Annotated in this window: 19 protein-coding genes; 16 read left to right on the forward strand and 3 right to left on the reverse strand. The window is 39.3% G+C overall.

Annotation, left to right across the window (positions count from 1 at the left end; all coding sequences use genetic code 11):
- Positions 1 to 116: 116 nt before the first annotated feature.
- From BN6559_RS14080 to uvrA, 14 genes are all read left to right on the forward strand, one after another.
- Positions 117 to 1,364 (forward strand): MFS transporter, encoded by a 1,248-nt coding sequence (locus tag BN6559_RS14080; protein WP_110955316.1) that lies wholly within the window; start codon positions 117 to 119, stop codon positions 1,362 to 1,364.
- Positions 1,365 to 1,593: 229 nt separating this feature from the next.
- Positions 1,594 to 4,125, forward strand: a complete 2,532-nt coding sequence (gene secA / locus BN6559_RS14085; RefSeq protein ID WP_110955317.1) for a preprotein translocase subunit SecA — start codon at positions 1,594 to 1,596, stop codon at positions 4,123 to 4,125.
- A gap of 42 nt (positions 4,126 to 4,167) precedes the next feature.
- A protein-coding gene (prfB, locus tag BN6559_RS14090) for a peptide chain release factor 2 (protein ID WP_234407847.1) occupies positions 4,168 to 5,269 on the forward strand; the annotation gives its coding sequence in 2 pieces (ribosomal slippage) (positions 4,168 to 4,239 and positions 4,241 to 5,269; 1,101 coding nt in all).
- A 96-nt stretch (positions 5,270 to 5,365) separates the two neighbouring features.
- A complete protein-coding gene (locus tag BN6559_RS14095) occupies positions 5,366 to 6,055 on the forward strand; it encodes an LmeA family phospholipid-binding protein (protein WP_110955319.1) in 690 nt (229 codons plus the stop codon).
- A gap of 42 nt (positions 6,056 to 6,097) precedes the next feature.
- Positions 6,098 to 8,146 (forward strand): DUF5693 family protein, encoded by a 2,049-nt coding sequence (locus tag BN6559_RS14100; RefSeq protein WP_110955320.1) that lies wholly within the window; start codon positions 6,098 to 6,100, stop codon positions 8,144 to 8,146.
- Entirely contained in the window at positions 8,139 to 9,245 is a 1,107-nt protein-coding gene (gene csaB / locus BN6559_RS14105) for a polysaccharide pyruvyl transferase CsaB (RefSeq protein ID WP_110955321.1), read from the forward strand. Before BN6559_RS14100 ends, csaB begins: the two co-directional genes overlap by 8 nt.
- Before the next feature lie 5 nt (positions 9,246 to 9,250).
- Positions 9,251 to 10,099 carry a YitT family protein gene (locus BN6559_RS14110; RefSeq protein ID WP_110955322.1) on the forward strand — a complete coding sequence of 283 codons (849 nt, stop codon included), beginning with the start codon at positions 9,251 to 9,253 and terminating at the stop codon, positions 10,097 to 10,099.
- Positions 10,100 to 10,189: 90 nt separating this feature from the next.
- Positions 10,190 to 10,915 carry a site-2 protease family protein gene (locus BN6559_RS14115; RefSeq protein ID WP_199884017.1) on the forward strand — a complete coding sequence of 242 codons (726 nt, stop codon included), beginning with the start codon at positions 10,190 to 10,192 and terminating at the stop codon, positions 10,913 to 10,915.
- Positions 10,916 to 11,043: 128 nt separating this feature from the next.
- Positions 11,044 to 11,721, forward strand: a complete 678-nt coding sequence (gene ftsE, locus BN6559_RS14120; protein ID WP_234407932.1) for a cell division ATP-binding protein FtsE — start codon at positions 11,044 to 11,046, stop codon at positions 11,719 to 11,721.
- The gene (gene ftsX / locus BN6559_RS14125; protein WP_110955324.1) at positions 11,711 to 12,598 is read left to right on the forward strand and encodes a permease-like cell division protein FtsX; all 888 of its coding nucleotides are present in this window, start codon (positions 11,711 to 11,713) and stop codon (positions 12,596 to 12,598) included. Before ftsE ends, ftsX begins: the two co-directional genes overlap by 11 nt.
- A gap of 12 nt (positions 12,599 to 12,610) precedes the next feature.
- On the forward strand, positions 12,611 to 13,744 hold the full coding sequence (locus BN6559_RS14130; protein ID WP_110955325.1) for a murein hydrolase activator EnvC family protein: 1,134 nt from the start codon (positions 12,611 to 12,613) through the stop codon (positions 13,742 to 13,744).
- A 136-nt stretch (positions 13,745 to 13,880) separates the two neighbouring features.
- On the forward strand, positions 13,881 to 15,020 hold the full coding sequence (locus BN6559_RS14135) for a S41 family peptidase (RefSeq protein WP_110955326.1): 1,140 nt from the start codon (positions 13,881 to 13,883) through the stop codon (positions 15,018 to 15,020).
- Positions 15,021 to 15,680: 660 nt separating this feature from the next.
- Positions 15,681 to 17,738, forward strand: a complete 2,058-nt coding sequence (uvrB, locus tag BN6559_RS14140; protein ID WP_110955327.1) for an excinuclease ABC subunit UvrB — start codon at positions 15,681 to 15,683, stop codon at positions 17,736 to 17,738.
- 52 nt (positions 17,739 to 17,790) lie between these two features.
- Positions 17,791 to 20,625 (forward strand): excinuclease ABC subunit UvrA, encoded by a 2,835-nt coding sequence (gene uvrA, locus BN6559_RS14145; RefSeq protein WP_110955328.1) that lies wholly within the window; start codon positions 17,791 to 17,793, stop codon positions 20,623 to 20,625.
- A gap of 143 nt (positions 20,626 to 20,768) precedes the next feature.
- Here the strand turns inward: uvrA and BN6559_RS14150 are convergent, their stop codons facing one another.
- From BN6559_RS14150 to BN6559_RS14160, 3 genes are all read right to left on the reverse strand, one after another.
- Complete coding sequence (locus BN6559_RS14150; RefSeq protein ID WP_110952828.1) at positions 20,769 to 21,992, reverse strand: ISL3 family transposase; 1,224 nt, start codon at positions 21,990 to 21,992, stop codon at positions 20,769 to 20,771.
- Positions 21,993 to 22,184: 192 nt separating this feature from the next.
- The gene (locus BN6559_RS14155; protein WP_110955329.1) at positions 22,185 to 23,114 is read right to left on the reverse strand and encodes a hypothetical protein; all 930 of its coding nucleotides are present in this window, start codon (positions 23,112 to 23,114) and stop codon (positions 22,185 to 22,187) included.
- Between the two features lie 15 nt (positions 23,115 to 23,129).
- Positions 23,130 to 23,750, reverse strand: a complete 621-nt coding sequence (locus tag BN6559_RS14160) for a Fe-only nitrogenase accessory AnfO family protein (RefSeq protein WP_110955330.1) — start codon at positions 23,748 to 23,750, stop codon at positions 23,130 to 23,132.
- A gap of 516 nt (positions 23,751 to 24,266) precedes the next feature.
- Here BN6559_RS14160 and nifH point away from each other — a divergent pair.
- Both nifH and BN6559_RS14170 read left to right on the forward strand, forming a co-directional pair.
- On the forward strand, positions 24,267 to 25,088 hold the full coding sequence (gene nifH / locus BN6559_RS14165) for a nitrogenase iron protein (RefSeq protein ID WP_110955331.1): 822 nt from the start codon (positions 24,267 to 24,269) through the stop codon (positions 25,086 to 25,088).
- Positions 25,089 to 25,140: 52 nt separating this feature from the next.
- Positions 25,141 to 25,464 (forward strand): P-II family nitrogen regulator, encoded by a 324-nt coding sequence (locus BN6559_RS14170; protein WP_110955332.1) that lies wholly within the window; start codon positions 25,141 to 25,143, stop codon positions 25,462 to 25,464.
- Positions 25,465 to 25,471 lie beyond the last annotated feature (7 nt).

Consider the following 25,471-nt stretch of genomic DNA (forward strand, 5'->3'; position numbering starts at 1 on the left):
AGATGACTGTTTATAATTTTATAGTAAAAAGCAAAGATGCTTTAGTATGGTTCTATGAATTGATTGCATAGAGGTGTATTAAGGCATTTTTTATTTGAGTTATGGGGGAAAATGTGATGGAAAGTGTAGTGAAAACGGGAGAAAAATATTGGTGGAAAGAAATTAATCGGAATCAGTGGATGACATTGGCAGCTGGAATGGCGGGGTGGGGACTAGATGGATTTGACGTCATGTTGTATGTTTTCGCATTAACTACAATTTTGAATGAATGGGGGCTTACAACAACTTCCGCAGGATTTTTGACATCGGTTACATTATTTTCTTCTGCAATTGGCGGTATCTTATTTGGAATTATTGCCGATAAGATTGGTCGTAAAAAATCACTGATGCTTACAATTTTTATCTTTTCTATTTGTTCTGGTCTTAGTGGATTGGCACAAAATATGGTACAGCTAGCAATCGCGAGAATACTTCTAGGTATCGGGATGGGCGGTGAATGGGGCACCGGTGCATTGATCGTAGCTGAGTCATGGCCGCCTGAACACAGGGGAAAAGCGATTGGGTTTATGCAATCAGGCTGGGCGATTGGCTATATTCTAGCTGCGCTTGCTGCTACCTTTATTTTACCTATATGGGGTTGGCGTGTATTGTTTTTTATCGGCATTTTACCAGCGCTGGCTACGGTTTGGATTCGTTCTTATGTAAAAGAACCGGAAATTTGGGTTGAAGAACAAAAGAAGGATGAGAAAAAACAAAATAGCTTGATTCAGATCTTTAAACCGGATTTAATCAAATATACGATATTGGTTTCGCTTGTTGGATCTTGTGTTTTATTCGCTTATTGGGGCTTATTCTCATGGCTGCCTGGATTTTTAAGTACACCGATTGAAAAAGGTGGTGCCGGATTAAGTGTTGCAAAATCTTCTGCATGGATGATTCCGACAATGTTAGGTGCTTTTTTTGGTTATATAAGTTTCGGATTTATTTCCGATAAATTTGGAAGAAGACCTACGTTTGCTGCTTATTTGGTTTTATCAGCAATTCTTGTATATGTGTATGGAAATACACGGGATGCCGCGATGCTTATTTTATTAGGCCCGTTTGTTGGATTTTTTGGCTCAGGCTACTTTAGTGCTTTTGGTGCAATGATTTCCGAACTTTATCCAACTAGAGCGCGCGGTGCGGGCGTAGGATTCACGTATAATGTTGGACGAATGGCCAGTGCACTGGCGCCTACGGTGATCGGTTATGCAGCGACAATTCATGGATTGGGCGGTTCTTTGACGATTACAGCGTTATTCTTTTTATTAGGCGCTATGGCAATCTTCTTATTACCGGAAACAAAGGCAAAAGAGTTAGTGTAATAAGCGTAAAAAATTTGCATAAATAAAATATTTTATATGATAAGCCTCAGTATATGATAAATACTGAGGCTTATCGTATAAAAAGTGGTATATAATATAAATAATAATTTATAAAATATGAGATAAATTTACTGCTATCTTTTGACTTATTTCGGATACTTTGATAAAATTTTAAGATAGCCCTAAAAATGCACGTGTATATATGTGCCAACTCGAGGAGTGATACTGTTTGTTCGGTTTTATAAAGAAATTTTTTGGCGATGATAATGAAAAAGAAATAAAGCGTATGCGTCAGATTGTTGAAAAGATCAATAGTTTGGAAGCAGATTTGCAAGGCTTGAGTGATGCTTCATTATGTGGAAAAACAAATCAATTTAAACGCAGAGTGGAAGAAGGGGAAACTCTAGATGCTATTCTACCGGAAGCTTTTGCTGTAGTCCGTGAGGCTTCAAAACGTGTGCTTGGCATGCGTCATTTTGATGTGCAAATGATTGGTGGTATCTGCCTGCATGAAGGTAAGATTGCGGAGATGCGTACTGGTGAAGGTAAAACTTTAGTTGGTACATTGCCTACATATTTAAACGCTTTGACAGGCAAAGGCGTACATGTGATCACAGTGAATGATTATCTGGCAAAGCGTGATAGTGAATGGATGGGGAAATTATATCGCTTTTTAGGCCTATCTGTTGGCCTTATCGCGCATGGCTTGGATTTTCCGGATCGTAAACAGGCATATGCTTGTGATATTACGTTTGGTACGAATAATGAGTATGGGTTTGACTACCTGCGTGATAATATGGTTATTTATCAAGATCAAATGGTACAGCGTGAGCTGAATTTTGCGATTGTCGATGAAGTAGATAGTATTTTGGTCGATGAAGCGCGGACGCCGCTTATTATTTCTGGACCTGGTGATAAATCTACCGACATGTATAAAATTATGGCTGAGGCTGTAAAAGGGTTAGTAGAAGAAGTCGACTACACAATTGATGAAAAAGCAAAGGCTGTTTCACCAAAAGAGGAAGCGGTCGCAAAAGTAGAAAAAGCATTGCATGTGGCAAATTTATATGATAGTGAAAATATTGAGATGTCGCATTGCTTTACGCAGGCACTTCGGGCCAAAGCGTTGATGAAGCGAGATCGCGATTATGTGGTGCGCGACGGTGAAGTTGTCATCGTTGATGAATTTACTGGACGTTTAATGTTTGGACGTCGTTATTCCGATGGTCTTCATCAAGCGATTGAAGCAAAAGAAGGCGTAAAGATTGAGCGTGAGAGTCAGACCTTAGCATCCATTACCTTCCAAAATTATTTTAGAATGTATGATAAGTTATGCGGAATGACTGGTACTGCAAAAACGGAAGAAGATGAATTTATAAAAATTTATAGTCTGCCGGTCATTGTGGTTCCGACCAATCGGGATATTGCACGGACGGATTACCCCGATGTCATTTACAAGACAAAAAAAGCGAAATATAAAGCGGTAGTCAATGCAATCATAGAGGCACATCGTAAGGGACAGCCCGTTTTGGTTGGTACGACCTCGATTGCACAATCCGAGGAATTAAGTAAGGTACTTAAGAAAAGCAGCATACCGCACAATGTATTGAATGCGAAATATCACGAAATGGAAGCACAGATTATTTCCGGTGCTGGTCAGCTTGGTGCAGTTACGATTGCTACGAATATGGCCGGTCGTGGTACAGATATCGTACTTGGCGAAGGTGTGACCGAAATCGGTGGACTCCATATCATCGGTACGGAACGTCACGAAAGCCGTCGAATTGATAATCAGCTGCGTGGTCGTGCTGGTCGTCAAGGTGATCCGGGATCTTCACGCTTTTATTTGTCTTTGGAAGATGAATTGATGCGTTTATTTGGTTCTGATAATATTGCAGCCATCATGGATAAACTTGGTATGGAAGAAGATGAACCGATTGAGCATAAATTAATTACACGCTCGATTGAACAGGCACAAAAGAAAGTCGAAGCGCGTAACTTTGATATTCGTAAACATGTTCTTGAATACGATGATGTAATGAATCAACAGCGTGAGGTTATCTATGGACAACGCCGTCAAATTTTGATGGGTGAGAACTTAAAAGAAAACATTATGCATATGATTTATAAGATTATTGAATTGGATATGGATGCGTATGCCAATGAAAAACTATATCCGGAAGAATGGGATTTAGACAGCTTAATTACAGCTTGCAATGAGATTTTCGCACCGGAAGGTCGCTTGGTGAAAGAGCAGCTGGAAGAAATGAGCCGTGATGAATTAAAAGCAGAACTTCGGAAAGTAGCAGAAGATGCGTATAGCGATCGTGAAACTGTCTTTGGTGAAGACAGTATGCGCGAATTGGAAAAAGTCGTTATGCTGAAAGTCGTAGACAGTAAATGGATGGAACATTTGGATCATATGGATATGCTGCGTGAAGGTATTAATTTACGGGCATATGGTCAGCGCAACCCATTGGTTGAGTATAAAGTGGAAGCCTATGATATGTTCCAGGCTATGATAGAAACGATTCAAGAAGACATTGCAAAATTAATGTTTAGGGTGAATATCGTGACCGAGCAGCAACGCCCGGAAGATCATCTTGCACATGCGAAAGAAACACGTGGTGAAGTGGAAGCGGATGCTGAAGAAGAAGTAAAGCAGCAGCCGCATGTAAATCACGATACAACAGGACGAAATGATCTATGTCCATGTGGTTCAGGTAAGAAATATAAAAAATGTTGTGGCAGAGAAAAATAAAGTTGATCCTTTATTTTTAAATAGCCTTTAGGAGTTGAGAACATGCTTTTGGAAGATTTAAAAGTACCGATTGTTGAGATTAAAAAGAAGCTGGACGAAATGGGGACTTCACTTTGACATTGCTGGCAAAGAGGAGAAAATAGCGGAACTTGAATATAAAATGGGAGAACCAAGTTTTTGGGACGATCCGGAAAAAGCACAGCTTACGATGCAAGAATTAGCTGCGGTAAAAGATGGTGTTGTCAAATACAATGCATTGAATGCAGTGTATGAAGATATGGAGATCCTTTGGGAAATGGGAACAGAAGATCAAGATGAGAGTGTCTATGACGATGTAAATGAAGCTTTACAATCGATGCAGAAACAAATTGAGGAACTTGAACTTGAACTCATGTTGTCGGGTGAATACGATACAAATAATGCAATTTTAACCTTGCATGCAGGTGCCGGTGGAACGGAAGCACAGGATTGGACGCAAATGTTGCTGCGTATGTATGTACGTTGGGCGGAGCGGAAGAATTTTAAAGTGGAAACGATGGATTTGCTGCCTGGCGATGAAGCTGGAGTAAAAAGTGCTACGATCATGATTTCTGGGCATCATGCATATGGTTATTTAAAAGCGGAAAAAGGTGTGCATCGTCTTGTACGTATTTCACCTTTCGATGCGAATGCACGTCGGCATACGTCTTTTTCTGCCTGCGATGTCATGCCGGAAATTGATGATAATGTTGAAATCGATATTAACCCGGTAGATTTACGTGTGGATACATATCGTGCCAGCGGTGCGGGCGGTCAGCATATTAATAAAACCGATTCTGCAGTTCGTATGACGCATATTCCAACGGGAATTGTCGTGCAATGTCAGAATCAACGGTCACAAATCCAAAATCGTGAACAGTGTATGAAATTGCTTAGAGCTAAATTATTTGAGCTTGAGCAGCAAAAGAAAGCGGATGCCAAAGCTGAAATTGCCGGTGAATATCAAGCGATTGAATGGGGAAGTCAGATTCGTTCTTATGTATTTCATCCTTACAATATGGTTAAGGATCACCGGACCAATGCGGAAACTGGTAATACGCAGGCGGTTATGGATGGTGAACTTGATATGTTCATTGAAGCTTACTTGAGATTGATTACGAATTAAAGTTCATAGGTACACGTTTTCCTTTTTACGTGTGCCTGTTCCTTTATTTGGTATTCGTATCATGACGATTATAACGATGTTATTGGAGGCGGAAGTATGGCAAAACGCTTTATCATGATTGGCGGGGCCCTCATATTGTTACTGGTTTTCAGTGAGTTTTTGCTGCCATCGGCAATCTCAGATGTAGTTGCCACGGCAATGAAAAATGTGACAAGTGCTGATCAAGTAAATGCTAAAGTGGAAAAGTCTCCAGCCCTCATGATGTTAGCTGGTAATTTTGATGCGATTACGGTGAAAGTTAAGAATGCGAAAACAGATCAAGTCGTATTTGATGAATTTGATGTAACTTTGCAGAATGCGCAAGTTGATATGGCAAAGTTAATACAGAATCGTAATCTTACGATGAAATCAGTAGAGGATGTTACAATAAAAGCAATTGTTTTAGAGGATGAACTGGCAAGGGCGATGAACCAATCCGTAAAGGGGATAAAAAATGCGAAAGTAAGCATTACACCGGGAAAAGTAACTGCGACGGGAGCTTTTTCAATGGGTGGTTTCATTAATGCAAAAATTATTTTAGAGGGTAATATCATTACGACAGATCAAAAAATTGTATTCCATGCAGAGCATTTTCAGATAGACAATAGTATGGTGGGGAAATTTGGCGGAACATTAGTTACCGATCTTACGCTGGTAGACTTGAAAAAATTACCGTTTGATGTAACCGTAAAAAATGTTACTTTAGAAGAAGGTAAAGCGGTCGTTTATGCCGATTCACATCGTTAAAATAATAGTCAAATTAATTTCGGTTGTAAGGTGGAGAAGATATTGAAGAAATTCAAATATAACCAATGGCTGCTTGGATTTATTGCAATTGGTCTGGTAGCTGCTTTGTCAGTGGGGATTTATCGGCATAGAGTAGAAGAAAATAATACGACAGTAGAAATGGCCATCGATTATGAAGGCCTGATAGAACTCGCGCAAATTGAAGGCGTGCCAGCGCAGACGGTATTAGAGCAGGCTAAAAAAGCAGGGATTACATCTCTTGCGGTGTATGAAACTACGTTGAAAAAGTTAACGGAAAACGGAAAAGTTACAACAACCGCTGGGGCAGACCTTATTAAGAGTTATAACAATGGTATGTTAAGCAATCCTGACTGGCGCAGTTATGTCGAAAATGGTACGGTGAGTGCAGATCAGATCTATATCGGGAGCATTCAGCCGCAGGTTTTTGCCGAAGTGAAAGAGGATTTGATTCGCAGACTTGGGGCTGCGCGTGTTGTTTCTTTGCAGGTGGGGACGCATGAGGTTTTGGCGGTAAAGGCCAATTATGAAAAAGCGTTGAAATGGAATTTAGGCATGCCGACGGATGAAATGAAGGCAGTAAACGAAGCTGGTTTTTATGTTGTAGCCAGACCAAGTAATTATACGAAGGTCAGGGAAGATGATATCCAAGCGGTGTTTGCTCGGATCGAAGGGTTTGATGTGTCCGATGTTATCTTTTCTGGAGAAGAAATTCTTGGTGCACCGAAGAAAGTGGCTGTTACAGCAGAGCTTTTTAAAGACCGTGGCTATACGCTTGGCATGATTGAACATCCATTACAGTTGCAGTTTTTTAAACAAGAGGGTTTAATGGAATTGGCGAAGCGTACGGAGTATAAAGCCGCGCGTGTTTATTCTATACCTAAGGATGAGCAGCCGAAAATGAAAGTTGCAGAGGCTGTTGAACGTTGGGTGATGACTGACCAAGAACGGAACATTCGGATTAATTTGTTGCGGACGTATGAAAAGCCAGAAGGTACAATGAATCTTTTAGAAACCAACTTAACCTATTTTTCTGATACAAAAAAAGCGTTGGAGGAGAAAGGGTTCACGATAGGAAAAGCAGGTACGTATGAGCAATATTATCCGAGTAGATTTTTACTCGTTCTAATTACACTTGGTGCAGTTGCAGCCGGTGTATTATATATGTCCTTGGTATATCCATTTAAGGAACGTTATCAATATATGCTCATGGCAGGGATGTCATTGATTTTGGTAACACCTATTATCATGGGACATGGAAATTTTGTACGAAGCATGGTTGCACTTGCCAGCGCAAATCTGTTCCCGGCACTGGCGATGATTTGGCAGTTGGATCGTTGGCGTAACAGTACGTTTAATGAAAATGCATCGATGCTGCGCATCATGTTTACCGGAGCGGGACTATTGTTGACGACTGGAGCTTTAGCTTTTATCGGCGCAGCGTATGTCGGATCGGTACTTGCTGATGTCGAATATCTATTGGAAGTCAATATTTTCCGCGGTGTAAAATTAACATTTATATTGCCAATTATTTTAGTGAGCATTGCTTTTTTAGCACGGTTTAATTTGTTTGAAGGTAAAGAATACGCAGGGAGTTTTTATTTGCAGCTCAAAAAGATTTTAAATACCCCGATTTATATAAAATCTTTGATAGGTTTCGGTTGCGCTGCACTTGCTTTGCTGATTTTCATCGGACGATCTGGTCACACGGCGGGGGTACCGGTATCAGGAGCAGAATTAAAGTTTAGAGCTTTTTTAGAACAAGCCTTGTATGCAAGACCTCGTTCTAAAGAATTGTTGATTGGGCATCCGGCATTTATGCTTGCGGTAATGTCGCTGTATAAAAAATGGCCGAGGGTCTTATTTTTCATTTTAGTAATTGTAGCAACCATCGGGCAGGGCTCCCTAGTTGAGACTTTTTGTCATTTACGTACACCAATCTTTATGTCATTTATGCGCGGTGTGGGTGGTTTAGTCCTTGGCGCCGGTGTTGGAATGATTGCTATGGTTGCAGCACATTTGCTCTACAATCTGTCTTCCTATATAGGGAGGGATACAGCAAAAAATGAGTAATATTGTAGTTTCGGGTTACTATGGCTTCAAAAATGCTGGAGATGAAGCCATGCTAGCCGCTATGATAGAAGTATTATCGGATTTAGATTCAAGTGTAAATATTACGGTTATTTCTGCAAATCCTGAAGATACTAAGCATAGACATGGCGTAAATTCGGTTTATTGGTTAAATTATTATGAAATTGGTAAAGCTTTAAAAAACAGTGATGTATTGATTAGCGGCGGTGGCAGTCTATTGCAGGATGTCACGAGCGGCAGAAGCCTATATTATTATATGAGTATATTATTTTTGGCGAAGAAAATGGGAACGCCAGTGATGCTCTATGCACAAGGCATTGGCCCGATTTGCGGACGTTTCGCGCGGAAAGCAATGCAGTATATTGGAAATCGGGTGGATTTAATCACGGTTCGTGACCATGGTTCTTTGCGGGAACTGGTAGATCTTTCGATTGATAAACCGAAAATTCATGTAACTGCCGACCCCGTTTTGGCAATTCATCCAGTGGACAAACAAATTGGCAGAAGCATTTTGCGACAGCATCAACTTGAAGGGGCCAAGCCTTTGGTAGGTATCTCAGTTCGTGAATGGCGTGAATGGGAACACTACAAAGATATATTGGCCGCGGTTACGGACAATATAACAAATGAGCTTGATGCACGTGTTGTCTTTATTCCGATGCAATATCCAGAAGATGTGATGACAGCGAAAAAGATTGTGAGCCGAACGAAATTTTCAGCAGCGGTACTCGATGATGAATATACAACGAGCGAATTATTATCTATCGTTGGAAATTTGGATTTATTAATTGGAGTTCGTTTACATGCACTTATATTTGCCGGCGTAATGGGTGTACCGATGCTTGGAATGTCTTATGATCCTAAAATTGATCGTTTTTTAACGTCAATTGGACAAGATGTCGTTGGAAATTTAGAGAATATTACTGTTGATAAACTCATGGATCGTGTCCGGGAAAAATGGCAGGAGAAAAATAATTCGCCAGAAAAGCAGGGATTGTTTATCGGTGAATTGCGTAATGCGGCATTTCAGAATGCAGAGCTTGCAATTGCACTGATTTCTAAGTGTAAATCTACGAGGTGAAATGTGTGAAGAAGATCAGACAGTATGTGGGCATGACTTTGGGGATCTTGATTGCTGCGGTAGCAATGAATTTATTCTTGATTCCGCATAAGATTGCTGCCGGCGGCGTAAGTGGATTAGCGACTGTTCTGCATTATTTATTTGATTTTCCCGTTGGAATGATTATGTTGGTAATCAACATACCGATTTTCATATTCGGATTAAAAATTTTGGGCGCGCGTTATGGCATGAATACATTGTATGGCGCGGCTATGTTATCTGTTTTTATTGATCTTACGCAGCCTTTTACGCCAGTTGTTACCGATGATATTTTGCTCAATTGTCTTTATGGCGGGGTGATGTCTGGCGTCGGTATGGGCTTGGTATTTCGGTTTAAAGGCAATACCGCGGGGACTGCTTTGCTTGCGGCAATTTTAAATAAACTTTTCCGCATTAGTGTAGGGCAGGCATTGCTTGTAGCAGATGCTTGTGTAGTTGCTTTCGCAGGCATTGTTTTTCATAGTCCTGAACTGGCGCTTTATGCGACGATTTCAATTTTTGTGACTTCGCAGATTGTTGACTTGGTACAGGAAGGTCCGGCGACGAGCAAATCATTTTTGATTATGGCGGAGCAGCCGGAAGAATTGGCAGATAAAATTTTTCAAGAGATTGATCGCGGTGTTACTTATTTACAAGGCCGTGGCGGCTATACGGGACAAAGTCGCGAAATGCTCCTTTGTGTTGTGGATACGAGTCAAGTAACGACGTTAAAAGAACTGATTATGCACCATGATAAAAAAGCCTTTATCATTGTAAACGATGCACATGAGGTTTTTGGTGAAGGTTTTAGTAGTTATGAGAAGAAAAAAGTATAGACGCTTTGGACGGATAAAGTGGTTCCTAGATGCATAGGCATGTAGTGAACCACTTTTTTGTTGTAAAATTTTCGTTAAAAGGAGATTCTTATGATTTTTTTTGCGAAAAATTTTTGTAAGCGCCTTATGGTTTTGTGCATGGCAGCAGTCGCATTGCTAAAATTGCATACGACAGTGACCATGTTTATTTCCATTTTTATTTCTGTTTTGTGCTATGCACTGCCGTTTGATGTGTACTTTGCTATCGGATTTGTTTTATTGCTCTTTGCGCATGAGTTCGGACATATCATTGCGGCAAAAGTCGTGGGGCTTCGTACGTCTCCGCCTATTTTCATCCCGTTTTTGGGTGCAATGGTGCATTTAAAAAGGCAGCCGGTCAATGCGAAAATGACTGCAAATATTGCGATCGGAGGTCCGGCAATGGGAGCACTCAGCGCGCTGGTTTGCATTGCTTGTTATTTTTGGACGGATCAAAAACTGTGGCTGACTTTGGCTTATATTGCCTGCATTTTAAATTTGTTTAATTTGATTCCAAGTGAGCCTTTAGACGGAGGGAAAATCGTCGTTGCCATTTCACCGCATTTTTGGTGGCTGGGTACGATGATGATTGGTTTATTATTTTTTTATACCTATAATATGTTAATTTTCATCATATTTCTTTTTTCTTTATCGAGGGTATGGAAGATCAATCGTACAAACTATACGGAAACTTATTATCAGATCAGCCGAAAAAAAAGATGGATGGTCTTTAGCTGGTATATAGGATTAATTGCAGTTTTAGGGATTGCGACTTTGTATATATGGGAATTACTATGATAGAATGGTTTTTCTGTAAATTTTATGATTGCAAAAAAAGGTTTTTTAATAAAAATGTCTAAAGATATAACGTTATGAGGGATTTTGTATTTTTTTGAGTTAAGGGGGTCTTGTCACCGTTGATACATATGAGTGAAATTTCGAAAGTATACGAAAATGGTTCACTGGCACTGAACAATATTAATATTGATATTGAAAAAGGAGAGTTTGTTTTTCTTGTTGGTTCGAGTGGTGCTGGTAAATCTACTTTTATAAAAATGTTGTTTCGTGAGGTATTACCATCGAAAGGGCAGTTGATCGTAAACGGTCGTAATGTGATGACCATGAAAGAGGAAGAAGTACCGTATTTAAGACGTGGATTGGGAATCGTGTTTCAGGATTATCGTCTTTTGCCGGATAAAACGGTATATGAAAATGTTGCGTTTGCAATGCAGGTAATTGAAGCACCGCGTCGTGAGATGCAAAAACGTGTAAACAGTGTGCTCGATCTTGTTGGTTTACGTGATAAACTTAAAAGTTTACCGTCTCAGTTATCGGGTGGTGAGCAGCAGCGGGTAGCGATCGCGCGGGCGATTGTGAATAATCCGATGGTTGTAATTGCCGATGAACCGACTGGTAACTTAGATCCGGAGACGTCTTGGGACATCATGAAAATTTTTGAACGGGTAAATAAATCAGGTACGACAATCGTTATGGCAACGCATGATAAAACGATCGTCGATACAATGCAAAAAAGGGTAATTGCGATTGAAGATGGCTGTATTGTTCGCGACGAAGTGAAGGGAGCATACGGCTATGAAGATTAGAACTTGGGAATATTTTATTCGGGAAGTATTTATTTCTTTAAAACGCAACAATTGGATGACCTTTGCATCGATTAGTACAGTTGCAGTGTCTTTACTGATTTTAGGATTGTTTTTAATCATGGTATTGAACCTGAATAATATGGCGACAGCGCTTGAATCGCAGGTGCAAATTAATGTATATTTGCATGATGATTTAAGTGATGAGAAAATGGAAGCCATTGGTGAGAAGATTCAAAAGATTTCCGGTGTGGAAGAAGTTCAATTTGTTACGAAGAAAGAAGCCATGGAAAGGTTTAAACAGCGTCTAGGTGATCAGCAGGGATTGCTGACTGCATTGGGTGAGGTAAATCCACTGCCAAATGCCTTTGAAGTTAAATTAAACTCTCCTGAGCATGTAAAAGCTGCGGCAGATGCAATCAATACATATGAGGGTGTCGAGAATGCAAAATTTGGACAAGAAGTGATTGATCAATTGTTTGAATTAACAAAGATGATTCGAATTTTTGGGTTCGTGATTATTGTGTTTTTAGCCTTCGCGACAATATTTATTATTTCCAATACGATTCGTTTAACCGTATTTGCGAGACGGAAAGAGATTGGCATTATGAAATATGTGGGGGCGACGGATTGGTTTATTCGCTGGCCTTTCCTTATGGAAGGCATGGTGTTGGGATTTGTTGGTTCAATTGTAGCGACAATGGTACTGCGTAATTCTTATGGCGCGGTTGTAGCTAGAATCTACGAAACACTGACATTTTTGCCTTTAATTCCGGAACAGCCGTTTTTGGATCGGATCAGTATTTTGATGATTGTTGTTGGTACTGCAATTGGTGCCTTGGGAAGTACGATTTCGTTGAAACGGTTTATGAAAGTATAAGGAGAGGTTTTAATGAAAAATTTAAAACGTTATTGTACTACTTTAACCCTGCTATGTTTCGTTGGTTCTTTTTCCTTAACCGTTTTTGCGAATTCTCTTGACAATAAATTGAATGAAATACAAACACAGATGTCAGACCAAAAAGGTAAAGTCGACGATGCAAAAAAGCAAGTGGACAGCGTGTCTGAACAACTTAGAGTCTTGCAGCAGGATTTACAAACTGCAACCGATGAATATAAGGCAGTGAAGAAGCAACTCAATGATACAGAAGAAAAAATTGAGGAAAATAAAGAAATTTTAGCAAAAGCAGAAAAAGATTTGGCGAAGCGGATGAAGATTTTAAATAAACGAATTCGTGACATTTATGAAAATGGTCAAATCAGCTATGTCGATGTATTATTTGGGGCAAAAGATTTCAATGACTTTATGACGCGGATGGATTTATTAAAGCGTGTCATTAAACATGATTATGACTTGATTACAAAGATTCAAAGTGAACGTGCTTTGATTTTAGATAAAAAAGCCGAACTGGAACGCGATCAAGCGACTTTGAAAGAACTTGAGAAAGCCGCAGAAGAAAAAAGAAAACTAGTTGAAGCCAGTAAAGAGAAAAAAGAAAAAGTCCTAGATCAAGCGGTCAATGATCGTGATACGGCTGAACGTGCTTATCAAGAATTATTAGAGGCTTCAAAGCAGGTAGAGCAAATGATTCGTCAGAGTCGTTATCCGATCAGTGGTGGACAAGGCAGTGGTAAATCGACCGGCTCTATGATTTGGCCGATTGATGGGCCGATTACGTCTGAATATGGTTGGCGCACACATCCGATTTTTGGAACGTCTAAATATCATAGTGGAATTGATATCGGCGGAGATTATGGGATGCCAGTTCATGCAGCGGATGGTGGAGTGGTTATTTATGCTGGATGGATTAGTGGATATGGAAATGCAGTGATTATTGATCATGGAAATAGTGTATCTTCATTGTATGGGCATAATGAAAGCTTAGCTGTTAGTGAAGGACAAAGTGTTTCACAAGGCCAGGTAATTGCCTATTGTGGATCGACTGGCTATTCAACAGGGCCACATGTTCATTTTGAAGTACGGGAAAATGGTTCTCCGGTGAGCCCGTATAATTATTTACGTTAGTATAAATATGGCGTTTTTCGCATACGTTATAGCAATGTAGACGATAAGCGGAAAATAAAATTATAGAAAGCAACAGGATGTTAAGGGGAAAAATAACATTCTGTTGCTTTTTATAGCAGTGAATAGAGGTGGGGAAATGAGTAAAAAAAAGCTGATATTAGGATCTATATTCCTAGTCTTATTGACGATGTTTGCGACACTTTCAGGTGTTTATTACGTATTGGGGCTGAATCAATTTAAAGTTTCCAATACCGTTCGCTTTTTACATGCGTTAAGATTTATTGACAGCCAGTTTGTAAATGAAGTAAGTGAAAATAAATTAATTACAGGTGCGATTTCCGGAATGATGGCTTCCCTAGAGGATCCACATTCGATTTACTTAGATCCGCAAATGTATAAAGAATTAATGAGTCATACGGAAGGATCATTTGGCGGTGTCGGAATTGTAATGGGGGTAAAAGACAAAGTGCTTACCGTTGTTGCTCCAATTGAAGGCACACCGAGTTTTACAGCTGGTATTAAGAGTGGCGATAAAATTGTAAAAATTAATGGGGAAGATACGAAAGAGCTTGCCGTGGATCAAGCTGCAAATAAAATTCGCGGTGAAATTGGCACAGAAATCACGTTAACAATTCAACGTGAGGGCGAAGAAGAAAAAGATTATGTGTTAACGCGTTCGAATATTGAAATTAAGACAGTCGCAAGTAAAATGCTAGATGGTGGAGTTGGCTACATTCGAATTTCTACCTTTAGTGAACATACCGGCAAGGACGTCGATAAAGCATATAAAGAATTAGAAGAACAAGGGATGAAAGCAATCGTTTTAGATTTACGTGACAATCCAGGGGGATTGCTCAATACGAGTGTAGAGGTTGCTAATTATTTCATTCCAAAAGGGACAGTTGTTTCTACGATAAAACGTGATGGAACAAGAGAAGTTCTGAGTGCAACAAAATTGGATGCAGTTAAGTATCCGGCAGCAGTTTTGGTAAATGGCGGTAGTGCAAGTGCTTCTGAAATTGTATCCGGTGCAATTCAAGATACACAGTCCGGTACGATTGTTGGCACAAAATCCTACGGTAAAGGATCGGTGCAAATCGTAATGCCAATGTATGGCGGCGATGCATTAAAATTGACCATTGCTAAATATTATACGCCAAATGATCGCTCAATTGATGGGATTGGTATCGAACCCGATGTTGTTGTGGAACCAAATGGTACAACGGATAATCAGTTGGAAAAGGCGATAGAGATTGTGAAGGGCAAGCTGCAATAAAATTACTAGGGACAGATAGGCTGCGGGCTGGCGATAAGAACTCATCTGCGTCGTTACAGTAAGGGGCTGCTCGTCGACGTACGGTAAGTACGACTCCTTCGCAACCCCTTACTGTGCCTAGCATCTGAGTACTTCTTGCCAACCGGCAGCCTATCTTCGTGCTAGTTTATAAGTGGCACGGATTTTAGCACATCCTATTCACTTCGGTGAATAGGATGTGCTTTGTTGTGTCAGAAGACTGTCGCACTTTGGTGCGGCAGTTTTTGCTTTGTTTTCGTTCTCCCGGCCTTTTCCGGAAAAATACGTTCCGAAGGATGAAAAAATAGTGGTTTGCGTAAAAAAATCCGTTTGTCTGAGCGAAGCGAGTTAAGGATTTTAGCAAGCCACTATTTTTTCAAGTATTTTGGAGGCTTAGGGCCTAGCCTTTTTGGTCCTTTTGCGGCTATGGCAAAAGGACATCTATTCTCATCCTATACGAAGAATATAAGTAAAGTCTTAGTGCGGTAGCCATGTTTAGTTATTTATAGATTTTGGATATGATAATAAAATAATCCATTTGTTTCGTACATATGTTTGTGCTATAATTTTAAGAATAATGATTCTTTATAATTAAGTTTAAATAGAGATGTGAAAAGTCTTTTTGCTTGGTGAGGTGTTTTTATGGCGAATGTCCCAAAATTACAGACTGTGTATCAAGATGGCGGTGTACCGTTTAAAGTCGTATCGGAATTTGAACCGACTGGTGATCAGCCGAAGGCGATTGAAGCGCTTGTAGGTGGTATAGAAAATGGACAAGAAGCACAGGTTTTACTCGGTGCCACGGGAACCGGTAAAACTTTTACGATTGCAAAAACAATTGAACGTGTACAGAAACCTACTTTGGTTATTGCACATAATAAAACGCTTGCAGCACAGCTTGCCAGTGAGTTTAAAGAATTTTTTCCGAATAATGCAGTGGAATATTTTGTGAGTTATTATGATTATTATCAACCGGAAGCGTATATTGCGCATACGGATACGTATATTGAGAAAGATGCATCCATTAATGATGAAATCGATAAATTACGCCACTCGGCGACTTGTTCTTTATTTGAACGTCGCGATGTAATTATTGTTGCGAGTGTTTCTTGTATTTACGGGTTAGGATCACCGGAGGATTATCATGGATTGGTCTTATCAATCAGACAGGGACAGATTTATGATCGTGATGCGATTTTACGTAAGTTGGTCAGCATTCAATATGAACGAAATGATATAAATTTTACGCGCGGAAAATTTCGTGTACGTGGTGATGTTGTCGAAATTTTTCCGGCCGGTTATAATGAACGGGCAATTCGTGTGGAGTTGTTTGGTGATGAGATTGAACGCATCTTGGAAATTGATGTATTAACGGGAGAAATCTATGGTGAGCGCAAGCACATTACGGTCTATCCGGCATCTCACTATGTAACATCAAGAGAAAAAATGCTGGAAGCAGTAACTGCGATCGAGGCGGAATTAGAAGAAAGACTCCAGTATTTAAAAGCAAATCAAAAATTGGTAGAAGCACAGCGACTAGAACAGCGAACGCGCTATGATATTGAAATGATGCTGGAGATGGGATATTGCTCAGGTATTGAAAACTATTCAAAACATTTGACAAAAAGAGAGACAGGAGAAGCACCATTTACCTTGGTGAATTATTTTCCCGATGATTTTCTGATTGTGATCGATGAATCGCATGTAACTTTACCACAGATCAGGGCAATGTATGCAGGGGATCGCTCACGGAAGGAATCTCTAGTGGCGAATGGGTTTCGTTTGCCGTCTGCTTTTGATAACAGACCGTTTAAATTTGAGGAATTTGTAAAATGTATCAACCAGATTATTTACGTTTCGGCAACGCCGGCTAAATATGAGATGGAACAGGCAAATCAAGTTGTAGAACAGATCATCAGACCAACAGGGCTCTTGGATCCGGAAATCGATATACGTCCCTTGAAAGGGCAGATGGATGATCTATTAAGTGAAATAAAAAAACGAATTTTGTTAAAAGAACGCGTGTTAGTTACGACCTTGACTAAAAAAATGGCGGAGAATTTAACAGAGTATTTAAAAGAAATGGGGATTAAAGTTCGTTATCTGCATTCCGATATTGTTACGATGGAACGGGCAGAAATTATTCGTGATTTGCGTGCAGGGGTATTTGATGTACTGATTGGAATTAATTTATTGCGTGAAGGATTGGATTTGCCGGAAGTTTCTTTGGTGGCGATTTTGGATGCTGATAAAGAGGGCTTTCTGCGTTCGGATACTTCCCTGATTCAGACGATTGGACGGGCGGCACGTAATGTACAAGGCAGAGTTATCATGTACGCCGATCATATGACAGATTCGATGAAGCGGGCGATAGGGGAAACGGATCGTCGCCGTGAAGTGCAAAGAGCGTATAATGAAGCACATGGAATTACACCGCGTACTGTGCAAAAACGTATCAAGGATTTGATTCAAACAACGAAAGTTGCAGAAGGCGCAGTCGAGTATAAAACAAAATCGAATATCAATATGTCTGATCAGGAAAAGCAAGAATTGATGACTACGCTGGAAAAAGAAATGCGCGAGGCTTCACGCAAGTTAGAATTTGAACGTGCCGCTAATTTGCGGGATATGATTGTCGAATTAAAAATGAGTTTACCAGCAAAAATGACAACGAAAAAATCAAACCGCAAGAAGAAATGATTTTAAATAATAGATAAAATCGTTATATGAGATGCAGGGAAAGGAATTTGCAGTGAAAGATAAAATTGTCGTAAAAGGTGCCAGAGAGCACAACTTAAAAAATATTGATATAGAAATTCCGCGTGATCAATTGGTGGTTGTAACGGGTTTAAGTGGTTCAGGAAAATCTTCTTTGGCGTTTGATACGATTTATGCTGAAGGGCAGAGACGGTATGTGGAGTCACTTTCTGCATATGCGCGGCAGTTTTTGGGGCAAATGGATAAACCTGATGTAGATTATATCGAAGGCTTATCTCCCGCGATTTCTATTGACCAAAAGACAACGAGCCGCAACCCTCGTTCTACAGTAGGAACTGTTACGGAAATTTATGATTATCTTCGTCTGATGTTTGCGCGTGCTGGTCGTCCGCATTGTCCAAAATGTGGTAAAATGATTTCACAGCAAACCGTTGATCAGATGGTCGATCAATTGTTATTGCAGCCAGAATCGACAAAGATTATGGTAATGGCACAAGTGGTGCGTGGAAAGAAAGGTGAGCACCAAAAAATATTGGATTCTATCCGTAAAAATGGCTATGTCAGAGTACGAATTGATGGGCAAATACAAGATGTAAATGATGAAATTAAATTAGAAAAAAATAAAAAACATACAATTGAAGTCGTGATAGATCGGCTGGTACTTCGTGAAGGGATTGGTCAACGGTTGGCAGATTCATTAGAAACTGCTTTGACGTTAGGCGAAGGTGTAGTGTTAGTGCAAATTATTGATGGCGAGGAATTGATGTTTAGTCAAAACTTTGCTTGCGTAGATTGCGGGATTAGTCTGCCTGAAATTGCACCGCGCATGTTTTCTTTTAACAGTCCGTTCGGAGCTTGTCCGGCTTGCAGCGGGCTGGGGAATAATATGGAGTTTGATCTTGATCTGGTGATGCCGGATACAAATAAAAGTTTTATAGATGGATTATTTGCACCGTTATCAAAAAACATAAATTCTTATGCAATGTGTCAGCTTGATGCTGTTCTTGTAAAATATGGTTATTCTTTAGACAGCTCTTGGGATGATCTAGATGAGCCAGTGAAAGAAATTATTTTATATGGTTCTGGTGAGGAAAAATTTAAATACCATTATGAAAATATGTATGGCGAATACAAGGAATATAATTCGCAATTTGAAGGCGTGATGCCAATGCTCAATCGGCGTTATAGCGAATCTCACTCAGATATGCAAAAAGAAGAATATGAGAGTTATATGAGCAGTAAGACATGTCCGGTTTGTAATGGCGCACGTTTAAAACCAGAAACGCTGGCGATTCAAATTGGCGGGAAAAATATTCATGAAGTTACTTGTTTAACGATCGCTGCATGTAAAGATTTTTTTGCGAATTTAGAATTGAATGCAAGAGAAACAATGATTGCAGCACAAATTTTGAAAGAAATTCATGCTAGACTTGGCTTTTTATTGGATGTTGGATTAGACTATCTGACTTTGGATCGGGCTGCAGGAACCTTATCCGGTGGGGAAGCGCAGCGAATTCGACTTGCTACTCAAATTGGATCAGGCCTTGTGGGAGTGCTTTATATTCTGGATGAGCCGAGCATTGGGCTGCACCAACGCGATAACAATCGTTTATTAGCGACTTTAAAACATTTACGTGATGTTGGCAATACGTTGATTGTGGTAGAACATGATGAAGATACCATGTATGCTGCGGATCATATTATTGACATAGGTCCGGTTGCAGGTGCAGGTGGGGGACATGTTGTCGCACAAGGTACGGTAGAGGAAATTAAAGCAAATTCTTGTTCTATTACCGGGCAATATTTAAGTCGAAAGAAATATATTCCTGTGCCGAAAGAGCGTAAAAAGACGAATGGTAAGTGGCTTGAAGTCATTGGCGCTAAGGAAAATAATTTAAAAAATATCAATGTGAAATTTCCCATTGGATTATTTACTGCGGTAACAGGGGTCTCCGGTTCAGGAAAATCTACTTTGGTCAATGAAATTTTATATAAAGGGCTGGCGAGCAAACTTTATCAAGGACGTGGTAAAGCAGGATCGTATAAAGAAATTCGCGGCATAGAATATATTGATAAAATTATTGATATTGATCAGTCCCCGATTGGCAGAACACCACGTTCGAATCCTGCCACCTATACAGGGTTATTTGATCATATTCGTGAAGTGTTCAGTCAAACCAATGAAGCGAAAATGCGTGGATATAAGCCTGGGCGTTTTAGCTTCAATGTAAAGGGTGGGCGGTGTGAAGCTTGTCATGGAGACGGTATTATCAAAATTGAAATGCACTTTTTGCCGGATGTTTACGTTCCCTGTGAAGTTTGTAAAAGTGCCCGCTATAATCGTGAAACGTTAGAAGTACATTATAAAGGAAAGTCAATTTCCGATGTACTCAATATGGTAATTGATGATGCAGCAGAATTCTTTAAAAATATTCCGAGATTACAGCGTAAATTACAAATCTTACAAGATGTTGGACTTGGCTATATAAAATTAGGACAACCAGCTACGACGCTTTCCGGCGGTGAAGCACAGCGCGTCAAACTTGCAACGGAACTAGCACGGCGCAGCACTGGTAAAACGCTGTATATTCTTGATGAACCGACAACGGGTTTGCATACGGCAGATATTCATAAATTATTGGAAGTGTTGAAACGTCTTGTTGAATGTGGGGATACAGTCGTTGTGATCGAGCATAATTTAGACGTAATCAAGACTGCAGATTATGTGATTGATCTTGGCCCAGAGGGTGGATTCAGAGGTGGTACCATTGTTGCAAAAGGGACACCAGAAGATATCGCTGCTGTGCCAGAATCTTATACAGGTCAGTTTTTGAAGCCATTGCTTGAAGAAAAATTGGATGTAGAATAAGATAAATTAACCCTATCAGCTGGCAGATGGGGTCAAATATTAAAGTGGTATAAACGGCTATTTATAGCTGTTTATACCACTTTATTTTGGCTCTTTGTCAAATGTTGTGGTTTAGACAGGATGGAAAAATCCATCCTGTCTTTTTATATGCAGATTTCTGTAAAAATTCGTTTCTTTCGCACTTTTCTTCTTTCCGGATTGTTTAATAAATAGATAATGCGCCGTTTAAAGTTATCAAAATTTCTGTAGCTGTAACATATTCTTTTTAGGTTCTTTATTGTCGTATTGCATCCTTCTGTAAAGCCATTGTTATAGCCGGTTGCTATTGCATGTAGGATTTCCGTTTTCCACTGAATCGTTGTATTCCATAAAGTTTGAAAGGGTTTCAAATTTTGCTTTTCTACGGCTGCTTGAAATCCTTTCAGCTTTTGTATAAATTGCTTGCTGTCTTTGCTGTCAAGAAGATCAAAATAAACTTCTTTCATTGCGTAGGCAGCAGATAAATCCTCTGAGTAATTCAGCATGACTTGCAAAGCTGCACGGTCTTCATCGTTAGAAAGATTCTTTTCTCTAGTGAGCATAAGATATCTAGCACGTTTAAAATACCTTCGCTGATTTTCTGGAAGGTTGCTTTGCACCTGCTTTCGAATGGTATTTAAAGCGTCATTTGCCATTCGTACCGCATGAAATTTATCTGCTGCAATTTTGGCATTCGGAAAGCATTCTTTGGCCATTTTTCTAAAGGATGAACTTAAATCTATACTCACATGCTTAACTTTTAAGCGCTCGGCTAAAGGATAGGCAAGGATCTTTGCATAAAGGATATCCGGAGAACGATCTTCAATAATATTTAAGCAAGTGTAGTTATTCAGATCGTTTATGACGACCTGAAATTTTGCGCCAGCATTGCCTTTAAACTCATCAATCGAGATAGATGAGGAAAGATTAGATGAAGCGGGAGAAACCGATTTAAACAAACGCTGTACCGTAGAGATTGAAAGTTTATATCGGTGAGCAATATCGGTAGAAGTAACCAAAAACCCATGTTCTTGAAGTATTTTAGCAATAAGTTCACGAGACATTCGCTGGTATTTGGAAAGAAGAGAATTCTGTTCAGAAAAAGCTTTCCCGCAAGAGGAACATCTGTACCTGCGTCTGCGATAGACAAGGAGGAACTCTGTATTTGAGAGCAACAAAGTTTTAACAGGCTGATGTCTATAGTCATGAATTTTTAAAGTTTGTGTCTGACAATGAGGGCAGGCATGGGATTTTACAGGTAAGGTGAGTAAAAAAGTATGATCATCGATGAGTTTTAAACTGTTTTCTGGTAAATGCATAATAGATGTGATAAAATTCATATTGGACATGGCGATTTCTCCTAGATGTTAGTTTTGGTCAATTAATATTTTACTAGAAATCTCCCATGTCTTTTTGTATGCAAAAAAATAAATGTTGTAGTTTTGATTTTCATCAAAACCACAACATTTATTATAGAGCCTTTATTTTACTTATTTCAGTTAACATTTGCATAATCGTTGTTTGGTATTGTTGCTGTTTTTTTATGTGCATTGTCCACAACTATCGCAATTACTGGAAGTGCACTTCGTTGGCATGATCGTAACTTTGCTATCAGAGAGCGGATAACGATGCTCTGTAGAGTTCGTAATCATAACATCAGTATCCGTAAAAGTTAAGGTAAGGGGCAAGCGGATGGTATCATGATCATCTAGAGGTTTGATTTTTTCAATAGGTTTGATAAAATCAATGGTTTCTTTTGTTGTAATGGTAAATTGATCGATGGTTTTTATGGATGCGATATCTCCAGTTTCATTAAATTGGAGAGAATTGCGATCCGCGTGGATGCCAATGCTTTGTGGATCGAAAGCATGGACTTTGCCAATGGGCGTTGCAATTGGTGTTGGGCTAGCAGGTTCCACGGAAGTTAGATTGCCGTGCTGATCCAAAGAAAAACCGGTTTTTACAGCGATCGTACCAACGGGCGTAGTAAGGTCTATTACCTCGCTTGGATGTAAGGTTAAACTACATAGCTTCCCTGTTTCATAAAAATATAAGCTGATAATCTTGGCAGTGAATTTTGCAAATTTAAAATCGAAATCAAAGGGCATTGTCAGCTCATTTTCTTGGTTTTCCGACCAGTAACCACTGAGTTTGCCATTGAGGGGAAACAATCTCTTGATTGCACCGGTGGGATAAAAGGTGAGGAATTCAGCGGGAAATTTACCAATTGGCGTTTGGATTTGAGTGCTCACTTCGAGGGAAATGCTTTTTAAATCCCCCGATTCATAAAAGGTTAGGGAATTGATATATTTACGTCGTAAGTCATCATAATGATATTGCGGCACCAAATCGCCAACCGTTGTTTTCACAATGTTTTTTTCTTGGAGGATGCAGCCTGCTAAGATCCCATTGGGGTGATATTCTTCACGGGTGCAATCCAGAAGTGTACCATAATTTGTTGCAATGTCCATCGTTGATCATCCTCACTATTTACAGATTTTTTTTGTAATTGTTACAAGTATCGCTGCGCCACGCTTTTTTCTGATAATATCAAATTGGTTTGTGTATTCAAACGTTTCTAGCCAAGGGGGAAGGTGTGAACAGAGTACGTCTAATTTTACAAATGGAATATTGTGTAAAAATGATTGTAAAGCTTTTTTGGATGAAATATCAGGGCGATTTTCTTGCAATTGAATGAGATCTAAAAAATAAATACCATCAACAGTCTCAATAGGCGTGGTTGGTATCGCTTCATCTCGCTTGATATTCTCTGTATTGTTATTGATATCCATAAGAATTTCATTTAAAATGGTTGTTTGAAAACTAGGTATTTCAAATATATGAAAGCCCATACGATCAAAAACATTGTATGCAAGGCCAGTAATAGACTGGCTGACAATGATCTTACAATCATCTAATTTAGTAATTAAATTGCGTACTTGATTTCTGATGTCTTGCAGATTGGTTGATAAATCAATTTGATAAGGTATTTGTTTTCTCGCGATCCAATCATTCTTTCGTTTTTCAAAGACGATAAGCGTATTTGCTTCGCTTAACTTAGCAAGGTCCGTTTGTCCTTTGAAGGTTACAGCAATTTTCTCTGCCATATCGATCACGCCCTTTCTTTGTAAATTAAAGTTTATATAATTTAAATACTATAACGATGTGTATATAAAAAGTCAATAATTAAAAATGTATACAAAATTTTTATGAAAGTGCAAGATGTATATTTTTGTCGAAAACAAAAGTGTTTTAATAAGAAACAAAAAATTTTAAAGCCAAAAATAAAATCGCTTAAATTTAAAAATCAAATCGTTTTCAGGTCAGAATATTGCGATAATTAAAAAAAAATTACATGAAAATGGCTGTTGACAGAGAGAAAGTTTTAAATTATAGTTACCGTATAAACAATTTAAACAAAAATATTTTAAGTTTTTTAAAAATATTATTTAAAAAATTAATAAGGTAGTACTAAGACAGAGACAGTCTTAATTATGAGCGTTTGCTATAATTAAGACTGTTTTTTGATTTCTAGGGGATAAAGTATAAATCATTTCCAAGGCAAGTTGGTGATGATCATACTTTAAATAAAAATTAAGTGAAATGAGATGGAGGGTTTTCTTATGAGACAAGTAGCTATTTATGGTAAAGGTGGAATTGGTAAATCTACGACAACACAAAATTTAAATGCTGGTCTTGGTACAATGGGCAAAAAAATCATGATTGTTGGTTGTGATCCTAAAGCAGACTCAACTCGCTTAATTTTAGGCGGATTAGCACAACAAACGGTGCTTGACACATTAAGAGAAGAAGGCGACGACGTAGAACTAGATCTTGTATTAAAACCAGGTTTTTCCGGCATTAAATGTGTAGAATCCGGTGGCCCGGAACCAGGCGTTGGCTGCGCCGGTCGTGGTATCATCACATCCATTAATTTATTAGAACGCCTTGGGGCATATGAAGAAGATCTTGATTATGTTTTTTATGATGTACTTGGTGATGTTGTATGTGGTGGGTTTGCAATGCCAATCCGTGAGGGGAAGGCAAAAGAAATTTATATTGTTGCATCAGGTGAAATGATGGCGTTATATGCAGCGAACAATATATCAAAAGGGATTACCAAATATGCACAAACAGGCGGGGTACGCTTGGGTGGTATCATTTGTAACAGTCGTAAAGTGGACGGTGAAGCTGAACTAGTGGAAGCATTCGCTAAAGAGCTTGGTTCACAAATGATTCATTTTGTACCACGTGACAACATGGTGCAAAGAGCTGAAATTCATAAAAAAACAGTCATTGAATTTGATCCTGCATGCGGCCAGGCAGATGAATATAGAACACTTGCGAAAAAAATTGATGAAAATAAAATGTTTGTTATTCCCAAACCATTGACGCAAGAACGTTTGGAAGAATTGCTTATGGAACATGGATTGATGGATATTTGAAGCTAAATAGCAAATGTAAGCAAAAGAGCAATGTTGAGAGGAGTTTACTATCATGATCATGATTAGAGCAATTGTTAGACCGGAGAAATCTAACCTTGTATTATCGGAGCTTTCTGATGCTGGATATTCGGGGGTAACCAAAGAAGAAGTGTATGGCCGTGGTCGTCAAAAAGGGATTGTTGTCGGCGAGGTACATTATGATGAATTGCCGAAAGAGCTATTAATTATCTTTGCCGATGATGAAGATAAAGACGATATCATCAAAATTATTTTGAAAAACGCGAAGACCGGTGAAGGTAATTTCGGTGATGGACGTATTTTCGTGAGTCCAGTACTGGAGGCATATACGATCAGTTCAGGCAAAGCGGGCTTATAAGGGAAGG

It is taken from the genome of Massilibacillus massiliensis (genome assembly GCF_900086705.1).
GTDB classification, from domain to species: domain Bacteria; phylum Bacillota; class Negativicutes; order FLKF01; family FLKF01; genus Massilibacillus; species Massilibacillus massiliensis.

What these genes read in the sequence shown, in the direction of transcription:
- ftsE (WP_234407932.1), top strand. Translation starts at nt 11,044, where the DNA reads ATGAGTGAAATTTCGAAAGTATACGAAAATGGTTCACTGGCACTGAAC.
- BN6559_RS14150 (WP_110952828.1), bottom strand. Translation starts at nt 21,992, where the DNA reads ATGTCCAATATGAATTTTATCACATCTATTATGCATTTACCAGAAAAC.
- ftsX (WP_110955324.1), top strand. Translation starts at nt 11,711, where the DNA reads ATGAAGATTAGAACTTGGGAATATTTTATTCGGGAAGTATTTATTTCT.
- csaB (WP_110955321.1), top strand. Translation starts at nt 8,139, where the DNA reads ATGAGTAATATTGTAGTTTCGGGTTACTATGGCTTCAAAAATGCTGGA.
- uvrB (WP_110955327.1), top strand. Translation starts at nt 15,681, where the DNA reads ATGGCGAATGTCCCAAAATTACAGACTGTGTATCAAGATGGCGGTGTA.
- BN6559_RS14160 (WP_110955330.1), bottom strand. Translation starts at nt 23,750, where the DNA reads ATGGCAGAGAAAATTGCTGTAACCTTCAAAGGACAAACGGACCTTGCT.
- BN6559_RS14155 (WP_110955329.1), bottom strand. Translation starts at nt 23,114, where the DNA reads ATGGACATTGCAACAAATTATGGTACACTTCTGGATTGCACCCGTGAA.
- BN6559_RS14095 (WP_110955319.1), top strand. Translation starts at nt 5,366, where the DNA reads ATGGCAAAACGCTTTATCATGATTGGCGGGGCCCTCATATTGTTACTG.
- BN6559_RS14130 (WP_110955325.1), top strand. Translation starts at nt 12,611, where the DNA reads ATGAAAAATTTAAAACGTTATTGTACTACTTTAACCCTGCTATGTTTC.
- BN6559_RS14080 (WP_110955316.1), top strand. Translation starts at nt 117, where the DNA reads ATGGAAAGTGTAGTGAAAACGGGAGAAAAATATTGGTGGAAAGAAATT.
- nifH (WP_110955331.1), top strand. Translation starts at nt 24,267, where the DNA reads ATGAGACAAGTAGCTATTTATGGTAAAGGTGGAATTGGTAAATCTACG.
- BN6559_RS14170 (WP_110955332.1), top strand. Translation starts at nt 25,141, where the DNA reads ATGATCATGATTAGAGCAATTGTTAGACCGGAGAAATCTAACCTTGTA.
- BN6559_RS14115 (WP_199884017.1), top strand. Translation starts at nt 10,190, where the DNA reads ATGATTTTTTTTGCGAAAAATTTTTGTAAGCGCCTTATGGTTTTGTGC.
- BN6559_RS14135 (WP_110955326.1), top strand. Translation starts at nt 13,881, where the DNA reads ATGAGTAAAAAAAAGCTGATATTAGGATCTATATTCCTAGTCTTATTG.